This window comes from Christiangramia aquimixticola, from assembly GCF_048285835.1.
GTDB classification, from domain to species: Bacteria; Bacteroidota; Bacteroidia; order Flavobacteriales; family Flavobacteriaceae; genus Christiangramia; species Christiangramia aquimixticola.
The window spans coordinates 622,129-639,686 of the sequence record NZ_JBLVTL010000001.1; the positions used below are offsets into that span (position 1 = coordinate 622,129).

Below are 17,558 nucleotides of genomic sequence, written 5' to 3' on the forward strand. Positions count from 1 at the left end.
ATAATTAATTTCGCAGCAGAGCTTATTAGATCGAACTGTATAACTTTATAAGCAATCTTAAGAGTAGGCTAAAATATTAAAATATGATCATAAAGGAAGTAATTGATATCATCGAAGATTTTGCACCACCGGCATATGCTGAAGGCTTTGACAATATTGGCTTATTAGTTGGGGACGAATCCAGGGAAGTAACCGGAGCTCTAATAACTCTTGACACCCTGGAAGCTACTGTAGAGGAGGCGATTTCGAAGAATTGCAATTTGATCATTAGTTTCCATCCAATAGTATTTTCCGGATTAAAAAAACTAACCGGAAGAAATTATGTAGAAAGAACTGTCTTGAAGGCCATCAAGAATGACATTGCAATTTATGCCATTCACACTGCCCTGGACAATCAATATAAAGGAGTGAATGATATGATCGCTGAAAAACTCAATTTAAGCGATCGGCAAATTCTCATTCCAAAAAATGACAGTATAAAAAAACTAACCACTTTTGTCCCTGTAAAAGATGCGGAAAAAGTTAGGACAGCATTATTCCAGGCCGGTGCCGGAAGTATAGGAAATTATGATCACTGCAGTTTTAATATTGAAGGTTCCGGAAGCTTTAAAGGAAATGAAGAATCAAACCCGGTGATTGGCCAAAAGGGACAATTACATTTCGAGAAGGAGATACAGCTGGGAATGACCTTTCCAGCACATTTGAAATCAAAAATCGTAAAAGCGCTATTTGACAGCCATCCTTACGAGGAAGTTGCCTATGAAATCCATCAGCTTGAAAACCTGAATCAGCATCTGGGAATGGGAATGATTGGAAAACTCAAACAGGAAATTTCAGAAGAGAAATTTCTAAAACATGTGAAGGAAGTATTTAAATGTGGAATAATTAGACATTCAGCCTTTCTCAACAAACCCATGCAAAAAGTTGCAGTTCTGGGTGGAAGTGGAGCTTTTGCTATCGAAAATGCCAAAGCTGCAGGAGCCGATATTTATATCACGGCCGATCTAAAATATCATGACTTCTATAAAGCTGAGCAAAAGCTGGTAGTGGCAGATATTGGACATTATGAAAGTGAACAGTATACAAAAAATTTACTATATTCTTTTCTTAGCAAAAAAATTAGTAGTTTTGCACTTATTTTAGCAGATACAAATACCAATCCAATACATTATTTATAATATGGCGAAAAAAAACGATGTTACTGTAGAAGAGAAGTTAAGATCACTGTACGATCTTCAGTTGGTGGATTCGCGAATTGATGAAATTAGAAACGTACGTGGAGAACTTCCTCTAGAAGTTGAAGATCTGGAAGACGAGGTAGCAGGGTTAAACAGACGCCTGGAAAAACTGGATGCAGATATCGAAGTTATTGAAAACGATATCAAGAATAAGAAAAACCAGATTGAGGAGTCCAAGACTACCATCAAGAAATACACAGAGCAGCAAAAAAATGTTCGCAACAATCGTGAATTTAATGCACTAAGCAAGGAAGTAGAGTTCCAGGAATTGGAGATCGAACTTTCTGAAAAGCACATTAAAGAATACAAAGCGAAGATCGAGCAGAAGAAAGAAGTTATTTCTCAAACTAAAGAGAAACTTGCTGAAAGAGAAGCTCACCTTAAGCACAAGAAAAGTGAACTTGACGAGATCCTTAAAGAAACCGAAAAAGAGGAACAGGCTCTTATCGATAAGTCTAAGGAATACGAAAAGAACATCGAAGAAAGACTGGTTACTGCTTATAAAAGAATAAGAAGTAATGTGAAAAATGGTCTTGCTGTTGTACCGGTAGAACGTGGTGCATCTGGTGGTTCTTTCTTTACAATTCCACCACAGGTTATCATGGAGATCGCAGGACGCAAAAAGATCATTACAGATGAGCACAGTGGAAGAATCCTTGTTGATGAAGAACTGGCTAAGGAAGAACAGGAAAAAATGGAATCTATGTTCAAAAGGTTCTAATACCTGACAGAACAAACATTATAAACTGCCTGAAAATAATAGTAGGATCTGCGGATCTGAATTAAAAATTTTCAGGCAGTTTTTTTATGCCTAAAAATTACCATGGCCGGAAAACTCAGGTTAACAAGTATTTCACATAAATAGAAAAATTATGGTATACCTTTAATCTAAATTCAAGGCTAACATGAGAAAATTTTTAATTTTTATATTTTCTATTTCGGTTTTAGTATCCTGCAAAAACAATGAGCAGGATGATCAAAAAGAGTCGGTTCCACAAACGACAGATGATTTTAAACCTTCTGAAAAAGAAAAAGGACATCCTGTCAACTCTGATACTGCGACAGTTTCAGAAGCCCCGAAAAAAGAAAAGACACCCTCCAATAAAGTCTTTAGCGGAATCCTGATAAAAGAGGATCATCCAGAGGACACTGCCTGCAATTGCTATTGTTTGGAAATCCAGCCAGCTGCCAATACAAAATTATGCATTAAAGAGAACGAACTCTTTATAAATGCTTTGTCAAAACGGGAAGGAAATGACATTCTGTTATTCTATCAGCAAAAAATTGTAGAATCGAATAACGATGAAATACCATGGAATCAATTCGATAAAGACACTCCTATCGCTATTCTATCTCCTAGCGGAAACAATATATATAAACTTGACTGGAAGGGATTTTCAATAAATGGAGAACTTGCAGTAGATTATGCTATCCTGGGAAAGAAGACCCTTGAAGGAACTTATAAATTAAAATAAATGAAACTTATCCTTATTAAAATATTACCCCTTTTATTTTTCGCATGCGGAAATCAGGGAGATAAATCATCTAATACTCACGAAGATACTGCAAATGCTGAACCCGTTCGGGTGGAAATGCAAAATGGCAAGGAAAAAGCTTATTTCGCTAGTGGCTGTTTTTGGTGTGTAGAAGCGATATACGAAAGCATAGAAGGCGTAGAAGAAGTGATAAGCGGCTATTCTGGCGGACATACCAAAAATCCTACCTACGAATCGAGTAATACCGGGAAAACGGGTCATGCCGAAGCAGTAGAGGTTATTTACGATCCCAACCTGGTAAGTTTTCAAACTTTGGTGGAAGTTTATTTTGGTTCACAGGACCCCACCCAGGTGAATGGCCAGGGGCCCGATCATGGATCCCAGTATAGATCACTGATCTTTTATCAAACCGAAGAACAAAAAAGGATCATTGAAGAGGTGAAAACTAAAGTAAGTCAGGAATACAAAAAACCGATAGCGGCAGAGGTTCTTCCCTTTCAAAAATTCTGGAAGGCCGAGGACTACCATCAAAATTATGAGAAAAACAATCCGCAGAATCCATATATAAGAAACGTTTCGATTCCTCGACTCAATAGATTTAAAGCAAAGTTTCCTGATATTCTCAAAGAGAATAATCATTAACTAAAAAAGTTGCCTCCCGGCAACTTTTTATTTTTTTATAAGATCTATTATCATATTCTCGATCTCTTCTGAATCCCATTTCTCTTCAATATCCGGAACCTTCATTACCCGGTCCATAATACTTTTTTGAAAATTACCCGTTTCAAGAGCTTCAGCATAAGCGTTATCAGAGAAAGTTACTCTTGAATATAGCGGCGCCCATAATTCAGGATGAGACTGAGCGAATTTCTTTTCGATCTTTTTCCGAAGAAGGAATAAAGGATCAGCCGTTTTGCTGCTCATCTCTATAAAATTCTGGTAACTCAGTTCTGCAATAGCATCAGTATTCGGTTTTCTTTCATTTTGATACTCCTCGAAGATCATTTGCCAGTTATCCCCGTACTTATTCATTTTCTGATTTAAAACTGAAATATCTTCAAAACCTGCATTCATTCCCTGACCGTAAAACGGAACGATTGCATGAGCTGAATCACCAACAAGGGTGATCTTATCATAATAAGACCATGGGAAACATTTTATAGTCACCATGGCACTTGTTGGATTTTTAAGGAAATCCTTTTTTAAATTGGAGATTTCATCCTTAATGTCCGGGAAATAGGTTTCAAAAAACTGGTCTATCTGTTCTTCAGTTTTGATTGTTTCAAAAGAGACCTGACCTTCAAAAGGCATAAAAAGAGTACAGGTAAAACTACCATCCAGATTAGGCATGGCGATCAACATAAAATTACCCCGCGGCCAGATATGAAAAGATGAATTGTCAAGCTTATGCGAACCATCTGCATTGGCCGGAATGGTTAGCTCCTTATAACCAACATCAATAAAATGCTGCGAATAATTAAACCTGCTTTGACGCTGCATTTTATGTCGCGTTCTGGAAAAAGCACCATCAGCCCCAAATATCAGATCAAACTGGTATTCTGTCCACGGACTTTTTTCTGACTCACCCGTATAAAGCTTTGCATTAGGCATATCTACGTCCCAGATCTTCTCTTCGAACCTGAATGTAGCGCCTGCCTCCTCGGCCAGATCGATCATTTTACGATTAAGCACTCCCCGGGATATTGAATAAATAGCCTCTCCCTCTTCTCCATACTTTTGAAAATAAACAGATTTTCCTTCTACATGCATGGCACGTTTATCCAAAGGCAGAGCAAGTTTTCTAATCTCATCTTCCACTCCGGCCTCCCTTAATGCTTTCCATCCCCGGTTAGACATAGCCAGGTTTATAGACCTACCGGAAAACTGTACGGTTCTAACATCTGGTCTTCTATCAAAAACGGTAACCTTATGCCCCTGTTTCCTAAGAAAAATAGCTAATAAAGATCCTACCAATCCCGATCCTACAATAGCAACATTCTTTTGTTTTTGCATGAAAATTTTTGAAAATATCCGGCTGGAGAAATTACCAGCCCTAAATAATTTATTAGTTCACGAAATTACTCAATTATAATGAGATGAGCCTCAAAAGGCCTCTTTTAGGTAACTATAACGTTCCCCAACTTTCATTTATACAATTGTTAACAGCTGAAAAAGTTGAGAACCAATATTTTTATAAAAAAAGATTATGAGCGAGAAGCAAGCCTTATTACAATCATACCAATTAGGAAATATCACTTTAAAGAACAGAGTGGTAAAGGCTCCTCTAACCCGAAGCAGAGCCGATAATTCTGATAACGCCCCTACAGACTTACACGTTAAGTACTATTCCCAGCGTGCAGGAGCCGGTTTAATAATAACTGAAGGTTCTCAAATCTCTACCCGCGGAGTTGGCTATGTGAATACCCCCGGGATCCATACCAAACAACAGGTGGAAGGCTGGAAAAAGGTGACGGACGCTGTACATGAAGAAGGCGGCAAAATATTTATACAGTTATGGCATGTGGGAAGAATTTCTCATCCCAAATTTCATCATGGAGATAAACCACTTGCCCCAAGCGCAATTAATCCAAATGCTGAAGTTTACACCCCTGAAGGCTATGAGAAAACTACAGAGCCTAAGGCAATGACCATCCAGGAAATCAAGGAGACCGTATAGGAATTTAAAAATGCGGCTCAAATGGCAAAAGATGCAGGATTCGATGGGGTTGAGCTGCACTCGTCCAATGGTTATTTATTCCATCAGTTTTTTAATAAAAATGCCAATATAAGAACAGACGAATACGGAGGGAATATTCCAAACCGCGCCAGATTCTTTTTCGAAGTTCTGGATGCCATCGGAGAAGTATGGCCGGAAAATAAAATTGGTTGCAGGTTTAACCCATCCTTGCATAAGATCTTCGGTATAACCGCTACTGAAGAAAGCATCCCTACTTTCGATTTCATTCTCGAGAAATTAAATGCCTATAATCTGGCATACGTTCATTTATCTGAACCTTTTACTGATGTAAGCGATGTCCCTTACCTAATTACAGATATCGCCAAACATTACCGAAAAATATACAAAGGCACTTTAATGATTAATTCAGGATTTGATAGAGAAAGCGGCAACAAGGTAATTGAGGAAGGAGATGCAGATCTGGTAGCCTACGGGAAATGGTTTATTTCAAACCCGACCTGGTTAAAAGGTTTGAAAACAACCTTCCATTAGCCAAATATGATGAGGATACTTTCTATACTCCAGGCAAGGAAGGTTATATAGATTATCCCACTTATGAAGAGGAAAAGGTTTCTTAAAAATGAAGAGGTTTAAATGATCATTTAAACCTCTTGTTAATTGCATAATGACAGAAATCTGGAAAATTCTTAAGTTAAATCAAGGTTAAAGAACAACCTACGGGTTCTTGGTTTCTCTAAATTAGTACTACAATTGAAACAAACTAACTTAAATAATATTAACCAACGGCAAGCTTAAAGCTGCCTAAAAACCACCTAACATGAGAGATTTAATTTGGCTTATTATCGTTCTACTGGTAATTGGATGGCTTGTAGGATATTTTGCATTTCCAGATTTGGGAAGCATTATTCACATTCTAATAGTTTTAGCCGTTATCCTTATTCTTTATAAGCTGCTTACCGGAAGAAGACTGTAATTAATTAAAAATTATATGCTAACCCTTTGAGCGATCAAAGGGTTTTCTATTTTAAAAAAATGACAAAATGTGGAATCTCGAGGGTAAAAAAGCTCTGATTACCGGTGGTACTAAAGGAATTGGAAAAGCGGTTGTAGAAGAATTTCTGGAACTGGGAGCTGAAGTTTTATTCACCGCCCGGAACAATGACGGCATCCTGGCATTAGAAACCGAATTACGCAAAAAAAGTTTTAAGGTATCAGGACTTCAGGCCGATGTCTCATCTGGTGATGCTCAGGACAAAGTAAGGGACTGGATTGAAGAAAACTGGGGAAAACTGGATATTCTGGTAAATAATGCCGGAATAAACATCCGTAAGAAAGCAGTAGAATATAAGGAAGAAGAATTACGAAAAGTTCTGGAAATAAATCTGATTGCACCTTTTCAAATTTCCAGGAAATTATTTCCATTATTAGAACAGGAACAAAATTCAAGTATTATAAACATTGCCTCTTCTGCCGCAATTCAGGATGTAGGGACCGGCACGCCATATTCCATGTCAAAATCAGGTTTACTTCAGCAAACAAGAAGCCTTGCCGTGGAGTGGGCTTCCCATGGGATAAGAGTAAATGCAGTTTCCCCATGGTTCACTAAAACTCCTCTTACCCAGGGTTATTTAAGTAATGAAGAGAAGTTGCATTCAATTATCGAAAAAACACCTCTGGGACGGGTAGCAAATGCGCAGGAGATCTCCTCCATCGTTAGTTTTCTGGCCATGGATAAATCCTCATTTGTTACCGGACAAAATATTGTAGCTGACGGTGGAATGAGCATAAAAGCTATATAATTAAGCTTAGACGCTTTAATTAAGGAAATTTATCGGAACTTATAGTTTAAAGCTGTTCTTATGAAAGTCCTGATTATAGGCGCCACAGGCAAAACCGGGAAAAAGCTGGTGCAGCAGGCATTGGCTAAAGGTCATGAAGTAAGCGTACTGGTCCGAAATTCCAAAAAAATTAAAATTGACCATCCAAAGCTTAAAATATATCAGGGAAATATTCTAAAACCTGAAAGTTTTCGCCACGCATTTCAGGATCAGGACGCCGTCCTTAGTGCCCTGGGGCACAAAAGATTCATTTTTAAAACCCGTATTTTATCTGAAGGCACCAAAAATATTATCAAAGCCATGAAGGCTAATAATATCCAGCGCTTTATTTGTATTACCTCCTTAGGTTTAAACAACAGCAGGTATAAACTAGGTCTCTATTACACTTTGTTCACCATTCCCGTAATCCTTTGGTTTTATTTCAAAGACAAAGAACTCAAGGAAAATATTATAAAAGAAAGCGGACTGGAATGGACTATAGTTAGACCCGGACAGCTAACCAATGGTAAACTAAGAACCAATTATTATCATGGACCAAAAGCTGGAAACTTCATTTTAACCAAATTTATTTCCCGGGCTTCAGTAGCTCATTTTATGCTGAAAATATTGGAAGATAAAACCTATATTCGGGAAACACCGGGGATTACCAGTTACCGGTAATTTTTATAGCTTAGCAAATTCAACTGCGACAAGCATCAACCTTTTACACCAACCTTATGAAAAAATTTTTACTCCTTTGTTTTATCTCTACACTGCTAATTTCCTGTAAAGACGGCAGTTCTGAAGATCAAAACATACCAAAAGAATCTACTAATAAAATCGAAGACAAAATTGCTTTAGCCAACGGGTTCAAAGAATTTGAAAATATTAAAAATCTGAAATTTACATTTAACGTAAAGGTCAACGACACTCTTAGAACATCGAGAAAATGGGCCTGGAATGTAGAAAATAACCAGATAAGCCTAACCGAAAAGGATTCTACGATGACCTATACCAAAGGCGATTCGATACCTGAAGAAAATAAATATATCGATCAGCGTTTTGTGAATGACAGCTACTGGTTGCTTTTCCCTTTCCAGTTAAAATGGTCTAATGCAAATATAAGTGAGGTTACAAGCGCAAAAGCACCTATTAGCGGAACAGAGATGCAAAAATTAACTGCCAGCTATCCTTCTCAAGGTGGATATACTCCCGGTGACAGTTATGACGTTTATTTTGATAAGGACCACATTATAAAAGAATGGGTGTATAAATCATCGCAAGGTGGAAGAGAACTTGCCACTACCTGGGAGGATTATCAAAATCATAAAGGAATAAAAATCGCCAACATGCATAAATCTGCAGACGGGACTTTCCAGCTATTCTTTACAGAAGTGGCTGCCGAGTAAAATTATATAAACAAAAAAGGAGGCAATTGCCTCCTTTTTTTTATGCCAGTTCTTTATTTAAAATCCCCTCTTTAAGAATCTGACCAAATTGGTACATATCTTCAAAGGAACAATAGAAAGGAACCGGAGCGAGTCTTATTACGTTTGGTTCCCTCCAATCTGTTATCACCCCGTTTTCCATCAGATATCTAAATAATTCCTTTCCTTCTCCATGAAGAAAAACAGATAATTGTGTACCTCTCTGGATTTGTTCTGCCGGAGTAATAATTTCAAATGTACTGTCCACCTCTTTATCTATTTCATGCAGTACAAATTCGAGATAGGCAACAATCTTATTACGCTTTTCAATTAGCGCAGGCATTCCAACTTCATCAAACATTTCAAGTGAAGCAAGATAAGGTGCCATCGCCAGGATAGGCGCATTACTAATTTGCCATGCATCTGCATTTGGCTGTGGCTGGAATTCTGGTTCCATTAAAAACCTTCTTTCCTTATTATGCCCCCACCAGCCTTCAAATCGTGGTATGTCAGTTTTATTATGATATTTTTTATTTATAAAACAACCCGAAGCATTCCCGGGACCTGAATTCATATATTTATAACTACACCAGGCTGCAAAATCTACATTCCACTCGCTAAGTTTAAGTTCAATATTTCCAGCTGCATGAGCAAGATCCCATCCTACAAAAGCACCAACGGCATGACCCGCTTTGGTTATCGCTTCCATGTCAAAAACCTGTCCTGTATAATAATTTACACCGCCAATCAAAACAAGGGCGCACTCCTCGCCTACTTCATTAATCTTCGCGATCACATCTTCGGTTCTAAAATTATTTTCTCCCTCTCTTTTTTTGATCTCTACAATAGCATCTGCAGGATCATAACCATGAAATCTAACCTGACTGGAAATCATATATTGATCACTGGGAAATGCTTTTTCCTCACAAATGATCTTATATCTTTTACCGGAAGGCCTGTAAAAAGAAACCATCAATAAATGCAGGTTTACTGTAAGTGTATTCATTACGGTTACTTCAGAAGCATCTGCACCCACAATTTTGGCCAGTTTTGCTGAAAACCTTTCATGATAATCCCACCAGGATTTTTCGGCGTAGAAATGACCTTCAACTGCCAGTTCCGCCCAATCCTTCATTACCTCATCTACAAACTTTTTGGCCGATTTAGGCTGCAGTCCCAAAGAGTTTCCTACAAAGTAGATCACATCTTTTCCATTCACCTTCGGAAAAATAAATTCATTTCTATATTTCGCCAGTTTATCTTCCTTATCCAGGTTTCTTGCAAAATCCAGGGAGTTTTCGAAATGCATATTTTGAGTTTTTCGTAAAAATACAATTTCGTTTTAAATCCTACAGCGGGAAAACCCGGCAGAAAATCTTTATTTTTATCAAAAATTGAAGAATGCATTTTCTACCGGAAGAAATAGACGAATACATTGTTGATCATTCACAAGGGGAGCCCGATTTATTAGCCAGGCTTAACCGCGAAACCAATCAAAAAATAATGCAACCGCGAATGCTAAGCGGGCATTATCAGGGAAGAGTTCTAAGTTTACTTTCAAAAATAAAGATGCCCGAAACCATACTTGAAATAGGCACTTACACAGGCTACTCTGCCTTATGCCTTGCTGAAGGTTTAACAGCTACAGGCAGGTTACATACCATTGATGTAAACGAGGAGTTTTTTGATTTTCAGAAAAAATATTTTGAAGCTTCAGAATATTCAGGAAGAATCATTCAGCATCTTGGCGATGCTACCGAGATTATTCCAAATATTGAAGAAAATTTTGATCTTGTTTTTATTGATGCAGACAAACCTAATTACCCCAGGTATTTTGAACTCATCATTGAGAAAATGAACAGCGGCGGGATGATTTTATCAGATAATGTACTTTGGTCCGGGAAAGTGGTTGAAAAACTAAAAAAGGATGATGAATCCACAGCTGCACTTTTGGAATACAACAGGTTGCTTAATGAAGATGATCGTGTGGAAACAGTAATTTTACCTATACGGGACGGGTTAACATTAACACGGGTAAAATAGATTATTGGAATTTATATTCAGTTTTATAATAAAGCCTGAAGAAAAAATAAGCGAAAATAATACCCACCATTGCTCCTACAATGATATCACCGGGATAGTGAACTCCCACGTAAATTCGGCTCATTACAAATATAACAGGCCATATAAATGCCAGATAAATCCATTTTGAGGTTTTTGAAAGTACGAGCACAATAAAGGTCGTTGCCGCGAAAGAGGTGGAGGCGTGACCAGAAAAGAAACTATAATTGGTAGGTTCCTGAAGTATCCTTATCAATTCTTCTAATTCGGGTGTATTATTAGGTCGTAATCTTACAGCAAAACCTTTTACCAAATTTGTAAAAAGGTAAGTTGCCAACACGGTAACCAAAAGCATTACTCCCGTATAAATGGCTTTTTTCCATGGAAAAGCAACAAAAAACAGCACGAAGAATAGAATATGAAGTGGAATCCAGTGCGCGGGATTTGTGACAAATATCCAGAAGCCATCATACTTCTCAATCCCCAGGTTGTTCAAAAATACAAACAGTTCTCTATCCCATTGAGCAAGTTTTTCTTCCATTCCTTATAAGAGTTTAAAACTTTCGTCTCACAGATCCGGTTATCTCATCGATATCTTCCTTAACCTTATCTATCTCTCCTCTTACATCTTTGGTAAAATCTGTATCGATGCCCTGCTTTTCAGCACTTTTTTGAATTTCGCTCTTAATATCGTTGGAGGCATTCCTAATTGCCTTCATACCTTTTCCCATTCCGCGGGCGATATCAGGAATCTTATCGGCACCAAAAACCATCACCAGAATAAACATGATAAAGGCTATTTCAGCTCCACTAATAAATAAGGGTATTGTATGCATAACTAGACAAATATAATTACAAATCTAAGCATAAAAAAAGCCGACTCGTTAAAGTCGGCTTAAATATTCTTAGGGCTAAAAGTTAATCCTGAGCAGAGTTTTTAAATTCTTCAAACTCATTCATATTTTCATTTTTAGGCCAGCTATTATTACTAACATCCACATCTGCAGTTTCCAGATCCGGGTCGATAGTAATATTTGTTATCTCCTTATTAGTTGGAATAACTTTGCTTACAACAGTATCATTTTTTCTCCAGATTTGTACCGGCAAAGTTTTCTTTTCTTTGGTACCATCAGCATAAGTAATTTCGAAAATTAAAGGCATTACAAGTCCACCCGGCTTTTCAAAAACAACCTGATAGAAATATTTTGGAGCCTTTATTTTCTTACGCTCCTCTTCACTAAAATTATCCATGATATATGCCTGCAAGGTCTCAGAATTCTCTAACAAGGATTTATTCTTCATATCCTCATTAAATTCTTCGTCTTCTTCAGAAACTACATAAAGAGCTTTAGTCTCTTCGGGAGTAGTACCGTAACGCTGAAGCATTTCTCTACCTGCCTTTGTTGGTGTATCGGTTACATAATACTTATTTACTTCTTTGATCCCTATATCCACAAAATCTGTAGTATAGAACCATCCTCTCCAGAACCAGTCAAGATCCACACTTGATGCATCCTCCATGGTACGGAAGAAATCTTCAGGAGTTGGATGTTTGAACATCCATCTGTGCGAGTAAGTCTTAAATGCGTAGTCAAATAACTCTCTTCCCATTACCGTTTCTCTAAGAATATTTAGAGCGGTAGCCGGTTTTCCGTAAGCATTGTTCCCCAATTGGTAAACATGCTCTGGATTTGACATAATTGGAGCGATATAATCCTGATTTCCTTTCATGTAAGGAACGATCTTACTTGGCTCCCCTCTTCTGGAAGGATATTTAGTAGCAGGTGCGATGGCTTCTGGATATTCCTTAGCAAATTCCTGTTCTGCCAGATACTGTACAAAGGTATTAATACCTTCGTCCATCCACCCCCATTGTCTTTCGTCTGAATTTACGATCATTGGGAAATAGTTGTGACCTACTTCATGAATAATAACGCTGATCATTCCAAATTTTGTACGATCACTATAGTTTCCATCCTCATCTGGACGTCCATAATTCCAGCAGATCATTGGATATTCCATCCCCTGATTCTTAGCATGGACAGATACTGCCTTGTGATATGGATACTGGAAAGTATGAGCAGAGTAACTCTTTAAAGTACTGGCAACTGCACGAGTTGACCATTGCTCCCAAAGTGGGTTACCTTCTTTAGGATAAAGGGAAATTGCCATCACATCTTTTCCCATTACATCTACAGCCATCATATCAAGAATGAATTTTCTTGAGGTAGAGAAAGCAAAATCTCTTACCATATCGGCCTTATACTTCCAGGTTTTTGTTTTTGTCGAAACATTCTTTTCAGCTTTTTCAGCTTCTTCCTGAGTTACGATCATTACAGGCTTGTCATAACTTTTCTTAGCCTGCTCATAACGCTTCATCATCTCTTTGGAATAAACTTCTTTTCTATTCTGAAGTTCTCCCGTAGCTTCCATTACATGATCTGCAGGAACAGTAATATTCACTTCATAATTTCCAAAAGGAAGTGCAAATTCTCCATTCCCCCAGAACTGGTAGTTTTGCCATCCCTCAACATCATTATACACAGCCATTCTTGGGAAGAATTGTGCAATAACATATGCTTTATTTCCATCTTTTGGGAAAAGCTCATAACCAGACCTTGCACGGTTGGTTACGTGGTTATTTACGTTGTAGTTCCATTTGATCTTGAAAGTATAGCTCTCACCAGATTTTAATGGTTGCGCCATATCTACACGCATCATGGTTTGGTTGATGGTATATTTTAGAGGAGAACCATTTCTTGATACTTCTTCAATATTGAATCCACCGTCAAAAGGCTCTTCCAGGAACTTGTTGGCAAACCCTGCAGCGGTAGAAACCGGCGCCATCCCTTCACCGTCTTTCTCCGGTGCATCTTTTTTACGAATATTTTGATCTAACTGAACCCACAGATATTCTAGATCCTGAGGGGAGTTATTATGATAGGTAATAGTTTCTGTTCCGCTTAAAACTGAAGTTTTCTCATCCAGAACAATATCCATTTTGTAATCGGCTTCATTCTGGTAATATTGTGGCCCCGGAGCTCCGGAAGCAGTCCTGTACTGGTTTGGAGTTGCAAACTCCTGGTACATTTGTCGGAATTTATTCTGGTTAATATGACCTTCCTGTTTGCTTTCTTTCTGCTCTGATTCCTGAGCGTTTAAGCCCGCAAAGATGAACATCAAGAAAACAGAGCTTAACAATTTTAATCGCTTCATTTACTTTGATTTAATTTAAGGTTGCTAAAAATAAGATTTTAAATATCATTGGAGAAAAATTTTTAGAAATAAACCGTATTAGAACTCTTATCTTTCATTAACAGCATGCTTTCTATATTATCTCCTTTTTTTACATGAACAATATTTTTCTGGTTATCAAAAAGATCGGTTAACAGAAGATTTTCAATTTCCACCTTTTTAAAACTATTAATATCCACACCTTCAAGAAATAATACAATCTGGTCTGCATCAAATTTACTACCCAGCAATTTCAATTCCACAGGCTTGCCTTCTACGATCACCACCAGCTTTTTTGAAAAATACTTCTGAAGTAAATTTTTATGAGTTTTTAGATCCTGCTTATAGGACAGGCTTACCTCTTTACCATATCTCTTGCTCAGCACGTTTTCCATATCATCAATAAAAACTCTGGAAATTACCTGAAGGCTATTTTTTTCAGATTTATATTCAATTTCTGTTACACTAAGGTAAGTCTCATGATCTTTCAGGCTGAAAGAAGAAAAGAGAAAAAACGAGATTATAAGGGCAGTAATTCTAATCATGGGATTTTTTATACCAACTAATCAAATTTTAAACCAAAGCAGAATACCTGATTTTCTAATTGTTGGACTTAATAAATTTGGTTTGGTTTAATGACAATATTTAACCGGGGATATTTTTTGAAGTAGCATTTAAAAGTACCCCGCGATGACTCCTGAATTCGTCAATCCTGCTTTCAAAATACTCGATAAGTACAAATGCATTTTCGTTAACTACCAGTTTTTCAAAGTCAGCATCTTCTTTGCAGAAATAGAGGAAATTGCAAACTTCATTATTTTCAAGTCCCAGATCTTCTCTAAAGAACTCATAACCCACAGTTTTAATACTCAAATTGGCAAGTTCTCTGGCATTATAGGTTTTAATCTCCCCATTAGGCGCTGAAAGTTTATCTACAATTGCTCCGGCAATTTTATCGATTCTTATCCCTCCTGAGAAATTTGGCTGAGAATACGGATTAAGTTCTCTATCCTTTTGAATAAATTCATTAAGATTATTTTGCAACCTGAACTTCGTCTCTATATCCTTAATAGAAATTTTAGCCAGATCATTCGCCAGATACCCACTAAATTGAATATCGTCGATCATAACTTCGGCTAGTTCATTAACTTTTGGAAAAAGAGAGATGGAAATTTGATTTCTTTCAATCATCTCCTTAGTAACCACCAAATACCGGTTCTCATATTGCACCGAAGAAACATACAAGCTGTCTGTTTCGGCTACAGGAATGCTAAATTTTCCAGAACCATCAGTAACGGCACCTTGTTCCCGGGTAATATTAATAACATGAATCTTATCAAGATCTAAGGCGCCCGTAATTACCGTCCCTTCAATCAATTTTACTTCCTGTGCAAAACCGGAAACTCCAATAAATAAAAATATGGTGAGGGCTATTAAATTTTGAGGATGACGAAATTTCAAAATGGTGATGTTTATTGATTGATTATGAATTTTACAAAGGAAGGTATTTAATCTAACTTCCGCAATTGAGGGCAAAACCCCTTTCCATTAACGAGGTTTACCGCTATTTAGTTTCTATACCGATGCATTTTTGATACCCTCTAATCTTTCCCTAAATTTACTTCAAAAAATATGAAAGCCATTTTAGCGAGTACCTCCACACTACATGGAGAAGAATATTTAGAATATCTGCTTCCTCACCTGAACAATCATTATAATGATGTAGAAGAGGTATTATTCATTCCTTATGCCCGGCCCGGTGGCATTAGCCTCGATGATTATACAGGTAAAGCCCGTGAGGCATTCGCTCAGGCTGGAATTAATATTAAAGGGATTCATGAATTCGAAAATCCAATAGAAGCTGTTCAAAAGGCTCAGGGAATTTTTACCGGTGGAGGAAACACTTTCTTATTAGTATCAGAATTGTACCGGAATAAGGTAATGAATGAAATAAAGCAAGTTGTTCGAACCGGAACTCCTTATATGGGAACAAGTGCCGGGACTAATATTGGTGGTTTAAGCATGCAAACTACCAATGACATGCCTATTGTTTACCCTCCTTCTTTCCAAACCTTAGGCCTGGTGCCTTTTAATATTAATCCACATTACCTTGATCCTGACATTAATTCAACTCATAAGGGGGAGACAAGAGAGACAAGAATCAAGGAATTTCATGGCCTAAATTCTCAACCGGTAGTAGGCCTAAGAGAGGGTAGCTGGCTTGAGCTCGACGATAATAAAGTTACGTTAAAAGGAGACCTGGAGGCAAGAATTTTTAAAAAGGATAAAGTACCTTTCGAGATAAAGCCGGGAACAGATCTAACCGAATTAAACTAAAAATGGATTACCAGAAAATTCTTGATACGATATATGACGAAATAAGTTACCGGGATGTAACCGGAAAGGTAGCCTCCTATATCCCCGAACTCGCAAAAGTGGACCGAAGAAAATTTGGGATGCATGTTTACTGTGGGGACGAGCAACATTTTTCGTTTGGAGACAGCACTGAGCTTTTCTCCATTCAAAGTATTTCCAAAGTTTTTACCCTGGCCATGGCCATGAGGTTAATGGGAGAACATTTATGGGACCGGGTCTCAGTAGAACCTTCTGGCGATCCTTTCAATAGTCTGACTCAGCTGGAATACGAGAGTGGGATTCCCAGAAATCCATTTATAAATGCCGGGGCGCTGGTGATCTCAGATATTCTGGTAGATCAACTGGACGACCCTAAGCAGGAATTACTGGATTTTGTAAGACACATTACCGGAGATCCAAGTATAGATTATGATAAAACGGTGGCCGCTTCAGAAAAATCTACCGGTTACCGGAATATTGCTTTGGTAAATTATATCAAGGCTTTAGGAAATATTAAATGTGATGTGGAACCAATCGTCGATTTTTATTTTCACCAATGTTCCCTGGCGATGTCCTGTGAACAGCTTTCCAAAGCTTTTATGATCTTCGCTAATAAAGGCAAGATACTTTCCACCGGAGAAAAGATCTTAAAACCCAAGACCGTAAAGCGTATCAATGCGCTTATGCAAACCTGTGGGTTTTATGATGAAGCCGGAGAATTTAGTTTCCAGGTTGGATTACCGGGAAAAAGTGGCGTGGGAGGAGGAATAGTTGCAATCCATCCAGATAATTACTCAGTAGCCGTTTGGAGTCCTATATTAAATGAAAAGGGGAATTCTGAACTTGGAATGAAGGCGCTGGAAAGATTCACTACCTTATCTGGAGTTTCAGTTTTTTAAGCTAAAGTGTATATAACAAAAAAATGCCTTCCGTAATCGGAAAGCATTCTTTTATAAATTGAACACTGCTAAAATTAAAGTGCTGCGACGTGCTTAGTCAAATTTGACTTTAGGTTAGCAGCTTTATTATCATGAATAATATTCTTCTTAGCCAATTTGTCGATCATAGAGATCACAGAAGGCAACATTCCTTCAGCTTCTTTCTTATCGGCATCACGCAATTTCTTGATCGCGTTTCTTGTAGTTTTATGCTGGTAGCGGTTTCTAAGACGCTTAGTCTCATTGCTACGAATCCTCTTCAACGCTGACTTATGATTTGCCATTACAATTATT

Annotated in this window: 19 protein-coding genes and 1 pseudogene; 12 read left to right on the plus strand and 8 right to left on the minus strand. The window is 37.7% G+C overall.

The window, feature by feature from the left end:
- Nucleotides 1-83: 83 nt before the first annotated feature.
- The 4 genes from ACNKXV_RS02795 (at nucleotide 84) to msrA (ending at nucleotide 3,376) form a co-directional block, all read left to right on the plus strand.
- On the plus strand, nucleotides 84-1,178 hold the full coding sequence (locus ACNKXV_RS02795; protein WP_417906178.1) for a Nif3-like dinuclear metal center hexameric protein: 1,095 nt from the start codon (nucleotides 84-86) through the stop codon (nucleotides 1,176-1,178).
- A gap of 1 nt (nucleotide 1,179) precedes the next feature.
- A complete protein-coding gene (locus ACNKXV_RS02800; protein WP_417906179.1) occupies nucleotides 1,180-1,959 on the plus strand; it encodes a zinc ribbon domain-containing protein in 780 nt (259 codons plus the stop codon).
- Between the two features lie 184 nt (nucleotides 1,960-2,143).
- The gene (locus ACNKXV_RS02805; RefSeq protein ID WP_417906180.1) at nucleotides 2,144-2,713 is read left to right on the plus strand and encodes a hypothetical protein; all 570 of its coding nucleotides are present in this window, start codon (nucleotides 2,144-2,146) and stop codon (nucleotides 2,711-2,713) included.
- Complete coding sequence (gene msrA / locus ACNKXV_RS02810; protein WP_417906181.1) at nucleotides 2,714-3,376, plus strand: peptide-methionine (S)-S-oxide reductase MsrA; 663 nt, start codon at nucleotides 2,714-2,716, stop codon at nucleotides 3,374-3,376.
- 27 nt (nucleotides 3,377-3,403) lie between these two features.
- Here msrA and ACNKXV_RS02815 read toward each other — a convergent pair whose 3' ends face one another.
- Nucleotides 3,404-4,747, minus strand: coding sequence for an FAD-dependent oxidoreductase (locus tag ACNKXV_RS02815; RefSeq protein WP_417906182.1), 1,344 nt, complete (start codon nucleotides 4,745-4,747; stop codon nucleotides 3,404-3,406).
- A 193-nt stretch (nucleotides 4,748-4,940) separates the two neighbouring features.
- On the opposite strand from ACNKXV_RS02815, the pseudogene ACNKXV_RS02820 reads away from it, so the two are divergent.
- The 5 genes and pseudogenes from ACNKXV_RS02820 (at nucleotide 4,941) to ACNKXV_RS02840 (ending at nucleotide 8,658) form a co-directional block, all read left to right on the plus strand.
- A pseudogene (locus ACNKXV_RS02820) lies at nucleotides 4,941-6,049 on the plus strand (alkene reductase).
- Between the two features lie 200 nt (nucleotides 6,050-6,249).
- Nucleotides 6,250-6,405 (plus strand): lmo0937 family membrane protein, encoded by a 156-nt coding sequence (locus ACNKXV_RS02825; RefSeq protein WP_011710576.1) that lies wholly within the window; start codon nucleotides 6,250-6,252, stop codon nucleotides 6,403-6,405.
- 67 nt (nucleotides 6,406-6,472) lie between these two features.
- The gene (locus ACNKXV_RS02830; protein ID WP_417906183.1) at nucleotides 6,473-7,231 is read left to right on the plus strand and encodes an SDR family oxidoreductase; all 759 of its coding nucleotides are present in this window, start codon (nucleotides 6,473-6,475) and stop codon (nucleotides 7,229-7,231) included.
- A gap of 60 nt (nucleotides 7,232-7,291) precedes the next feature.
- Nucleotides 7,292-7,930, plus strand: coding sequence for an SDR family oxidoreductase (locus ACNKXV_RS02835; protein WP_417906184.1), 639 nt, complete (start codon nucleotides 7,292-7,294; stop codon nucleotides 7,928-7,930).
- Between the two features lie 56 nt (nucleotides 7,931-7,986).
- Nucleotides 7,987-8,658, plus strand: a complete 672-nt coding sequence (locus ACNKXV_RS02840; RefSeq protein ID WP_417906185.1) for a hypothetical protein — start codon at nucleotides 7,987-7,989, stop codon at nucleotides 8,656-8,658.
- Between the two features lie 40 nt (nucleotides 8,659-8,698).
- Here the strand turns inward: ACNKXV_RS02840 and kynU are convergent, their stop codons facing one another.
- Complete coding sequence (gene kynU / locus ACNKXV_RS02845; protein ID WP_417906186.1) at nucleotides 8,699-9,985, minus strand: kynureninase; 1,287 nt, start codon at nucleotides 9,983-9,985, stop codon at nucleotides 8,699-8,701.
- A 92-nt stretch (nucleotides 9,986-10,077) separates the two neighbouring features.
- Between kynU and ACNKXV_RS02850 the strand changes: the two genes are divergently transcribed.
- Nucleotides 10,078-10,719, plus strand: a complete 642-nt coding sequence (locus ACNKXV_RS02850) for an O-methyltransferase (protein ID WP_417906187.1) — start codon at nucleotides 10,078-10,080, stop codon at nucleotides 10,717-10,719.
- A gap of 1 nt (nucleotide 10,720) precedes the next feature.
- On the opposite strand, the gene ACNKXV_RS02855 is transcribed toward ACNKXV_RS02850, so the two are convergent.
- From ACNKXV_RS02855 to ACNKXV_RS02875, 5 genes are all read right to left on the minus strand, one after another.
- Nucleotides 10,721-11,278, minus strand: coding sequence for a phosphatase PAP2 family protein (locus tag ACNKXV_RS02855; protein WP_417906188.1), 558 nt, complete (start codon nucleotides 11,276-11,278; stop codon nucleotides 10,721-10,723).
- A gap of 13 nt (nucleotides 11,279-11,291) precedes the next feature.
- A complete protein-coding gene (locus ACNKXV_RS02860; protein WP_417906189.1) occupies nucleotides 11,292-11,573 on the minus strand; it encodes a Sec-independent protein translocase subunit TatA/TatB in 282 nt (93 codons plus the stop codon).
- 82 nt (nucleotides 11,574-11,655) lie between these two features.
- Nucleotides 11,656-13,953, minus strand: coding sequence for a M1 family metallopeptidase (locus ACNKXV_RS02865; RefSeq protein WP_417906190.1), 2,298 nt, complete (start codon nucleotides 13,951-13,953; stop codon nucleotides 11,656-11,658).
- Between the two features lie 62 nt (nucleotides 13,954-14,015).
- On the minus strand, nucleotides 14,016-14,516 hold the full coding sequence (locus tag ACNKXV_RS02870) for a DUF6702 family protein (protein WP_417906191.1): 501 nt from the start codon (nucleotides 14,514-14,516) through the stop codon (nucleotides 14,016-14,018).
- Nucleotides 14,517-14,616: 100 nt separating this feature from the next.
- On the minus strand, nucleotides 14,617-15,432 hold the full coding sequence (locus ACNKXV_RS02875) for a peptidase associated/transthyretin-like domain-containing protein (RefSeq protein ID WP_417906192.1): 816 nt from the start codon (nucleotides 15,430-15,432) through the stop codon (nucleotides 14,617-14,619).
- Between the two features lie 171 nt (nucleotides 15,433-15,603).
- On the opposite strand from ACNKXV_RS02875, the gene pepE reads away from it, so the two are divergent.
- Both pepE and ACNKXV_RS02885 read left to right on the plus strand, forming a co-directional pair.
- A complete protein-coding gene (gene pepE / locus ACNKXV_RS02880; RefSeq protein WP_417906193.1) occupies nucleotides 15,604-16,308 on the plus strand; it encodes a dipeptidase PepE in 705 nt (234 codons plus the stop codon).
- Nucleotides 16,309-16,310: 2 nt separating this feature from the next.
- Entirely contained in the window at nucleotides 16,311-17,225 is a 915-nt protein-coding gene (locus ACNKXV_RS02885) for a glutaminase (protein WP_417906194.1), read from the plus strand.
- Nucleotides 17,226-17,299: 74 nt separating this feature from the next.
- On the opposite strand, the gene rpsT is transcribed toward ACNKXV_RS02885, so the two are convergent.
- Entirely contained in the window at nucleotides 17,300-17,548 is a 249-nt protein-coding gene (rpsT, locus tag ACNKXV_RS02890; RefSeq protein WP_417906195.1) for a 30S ribosomal protein S20, read from the minus strand.
- Between the last annotated feature and the right edge of the window lie 10 nt (nucleotides 17,549-17,558).

What these genes read in the sequence shown, in the direction of transcription:
- ACNKXV_RS02840 (WP_417906185.1), top strand. Translation starts at nt 7,987, where the DNA reads ATGAAAAAATTTTTACTCCTTTGTTTTATCTCTACACTGCTAATTTCC.
- ACNKXV_RS02805 (WP_417906180.1), top strand. Translation starts at nt 2,144, where the DNA reads ATGAGAAAATTTTTAATTTTTATATTTTCTATTTCGGTTTTAGTATCC.
- ACNKXV_RS02865 (WP_417906190.1), bottom strand. Translation starts at nt 13,953, where the DNA reads ATGAAGCGATTAAAATTGTTAAGCTCTGTTTTCTTGATGTTCATCTTT.
- ACNKXV_RS02885 (WP_417906194.1), top strand. Translation starts at nt 16,311, where the DNA reads ATGGATTACCAGAAAATTCTTGATACGATATATGACGAAATAAGTTAC.
- rpsT (WP_417906195.1), bottom strand. Translation starts at nt 17,548, where the DNA reads ATGGCAAATCATAAGTCAGCGTTGAAGAGGATTCGTAGCAATGAGACT.
- ACNKXV_RS02855 (WP_417906188.1), bottom strand. Translation starts at nt 11,278, where the DNA reads ATGGAAGAAAAACTTGCTCAATGGGATAGAGAACTGTTTGTATTTTTG.
- ACNKXV_RS02835 (WP_417906184.1), top strand. Translation starts at nt 7,292, where the DNA reads ATGAAAGTCCTGATTATAGGCGCCACAGGCAAAACCGGGAAAAAGCTG.
- pepE (WP_417906193.1), top strand. Translation starts at nt 15,604, where the DNA reads ATGAAAGCCATTTTAGCGAGTACCTCCACACTACATGGAGAAGAATAT.
- ACNKXV_RS02795 (WP_417906178.1), top strand. Translation starts at nt 84, where the DNA reads ATGATCATAAAGGAAGTAATTGATATCATCGAAGATTTTGCACCACCG.
- ACNKXV_RS02800 (WP_417906179.1), top strand. Translation starts at nt 1,180, where the DNA reads ATGGCGAAAAAAAACGATGTTACTGTAGAAGAGAAGTTAAGATCACTG.
- ACNKXV_RS02860 (WP_417906189.1), bottom strand. Translation starts at nt 11,573, where the DNA reads ATGCATACAATACCCTTATTTATTAGTGGAGCTGAAATAGCCTTTATC.
- ACNKXV_RS02870 (WP_417906191.1), bottom strand. Translation starts at nt 14,516, where the DNA reads ATGATTAGAATTACTGCCCTTATAATCTCGTTTTTTCTCTTTTCTTCT.
- ACNKXV_RS02830 (WP_417906183.1), top strand. Translation starts at nt 6,473, where the DNA reads ATGTGGAATCTCGAGGGTAAAAAAGCTCTGATTACCGGTGGTACTAAA.
- ACNKXV_RS02815 (WP_417906182.1), bottom strand. Translation starts at nt 4,747, where the DNA reads ATGCAAAAACAAAAGAATGTTGCTATTGTAGGATCGGGATTGGTAGGA.
- kynU (WP_417906186.1), bottom strand. Translation starts at nt 9,985, where the DNA reads ATGCATTTCGAAAACTCCCTGGATTTTGCAAGAAACCTGGATAAGGAA.
- ACNKXV_RS02850 (WP_417906187.1), top strand. Translation starts at nt 10,078, where the DNA reads ATGCATTTTCTACCGGAAGAAATAGACGAATACATTGTTGATCATTCA.
- ACNKXV_RS02825 (WP_011710576.1), top strand. Translation starts at nt 6,250, where the DNA reads ATGAGAGATTTAATTTGGCTTATTATCGTTCTACTGGTAATTGGATGG.
- msrA (WP_417906181.1), top strand. Translation starts at nt 2,714, where the DNA reads ATGAAACTTATCCTTATTAAAATATTACCCCTTTTATTTTTCGCATGC.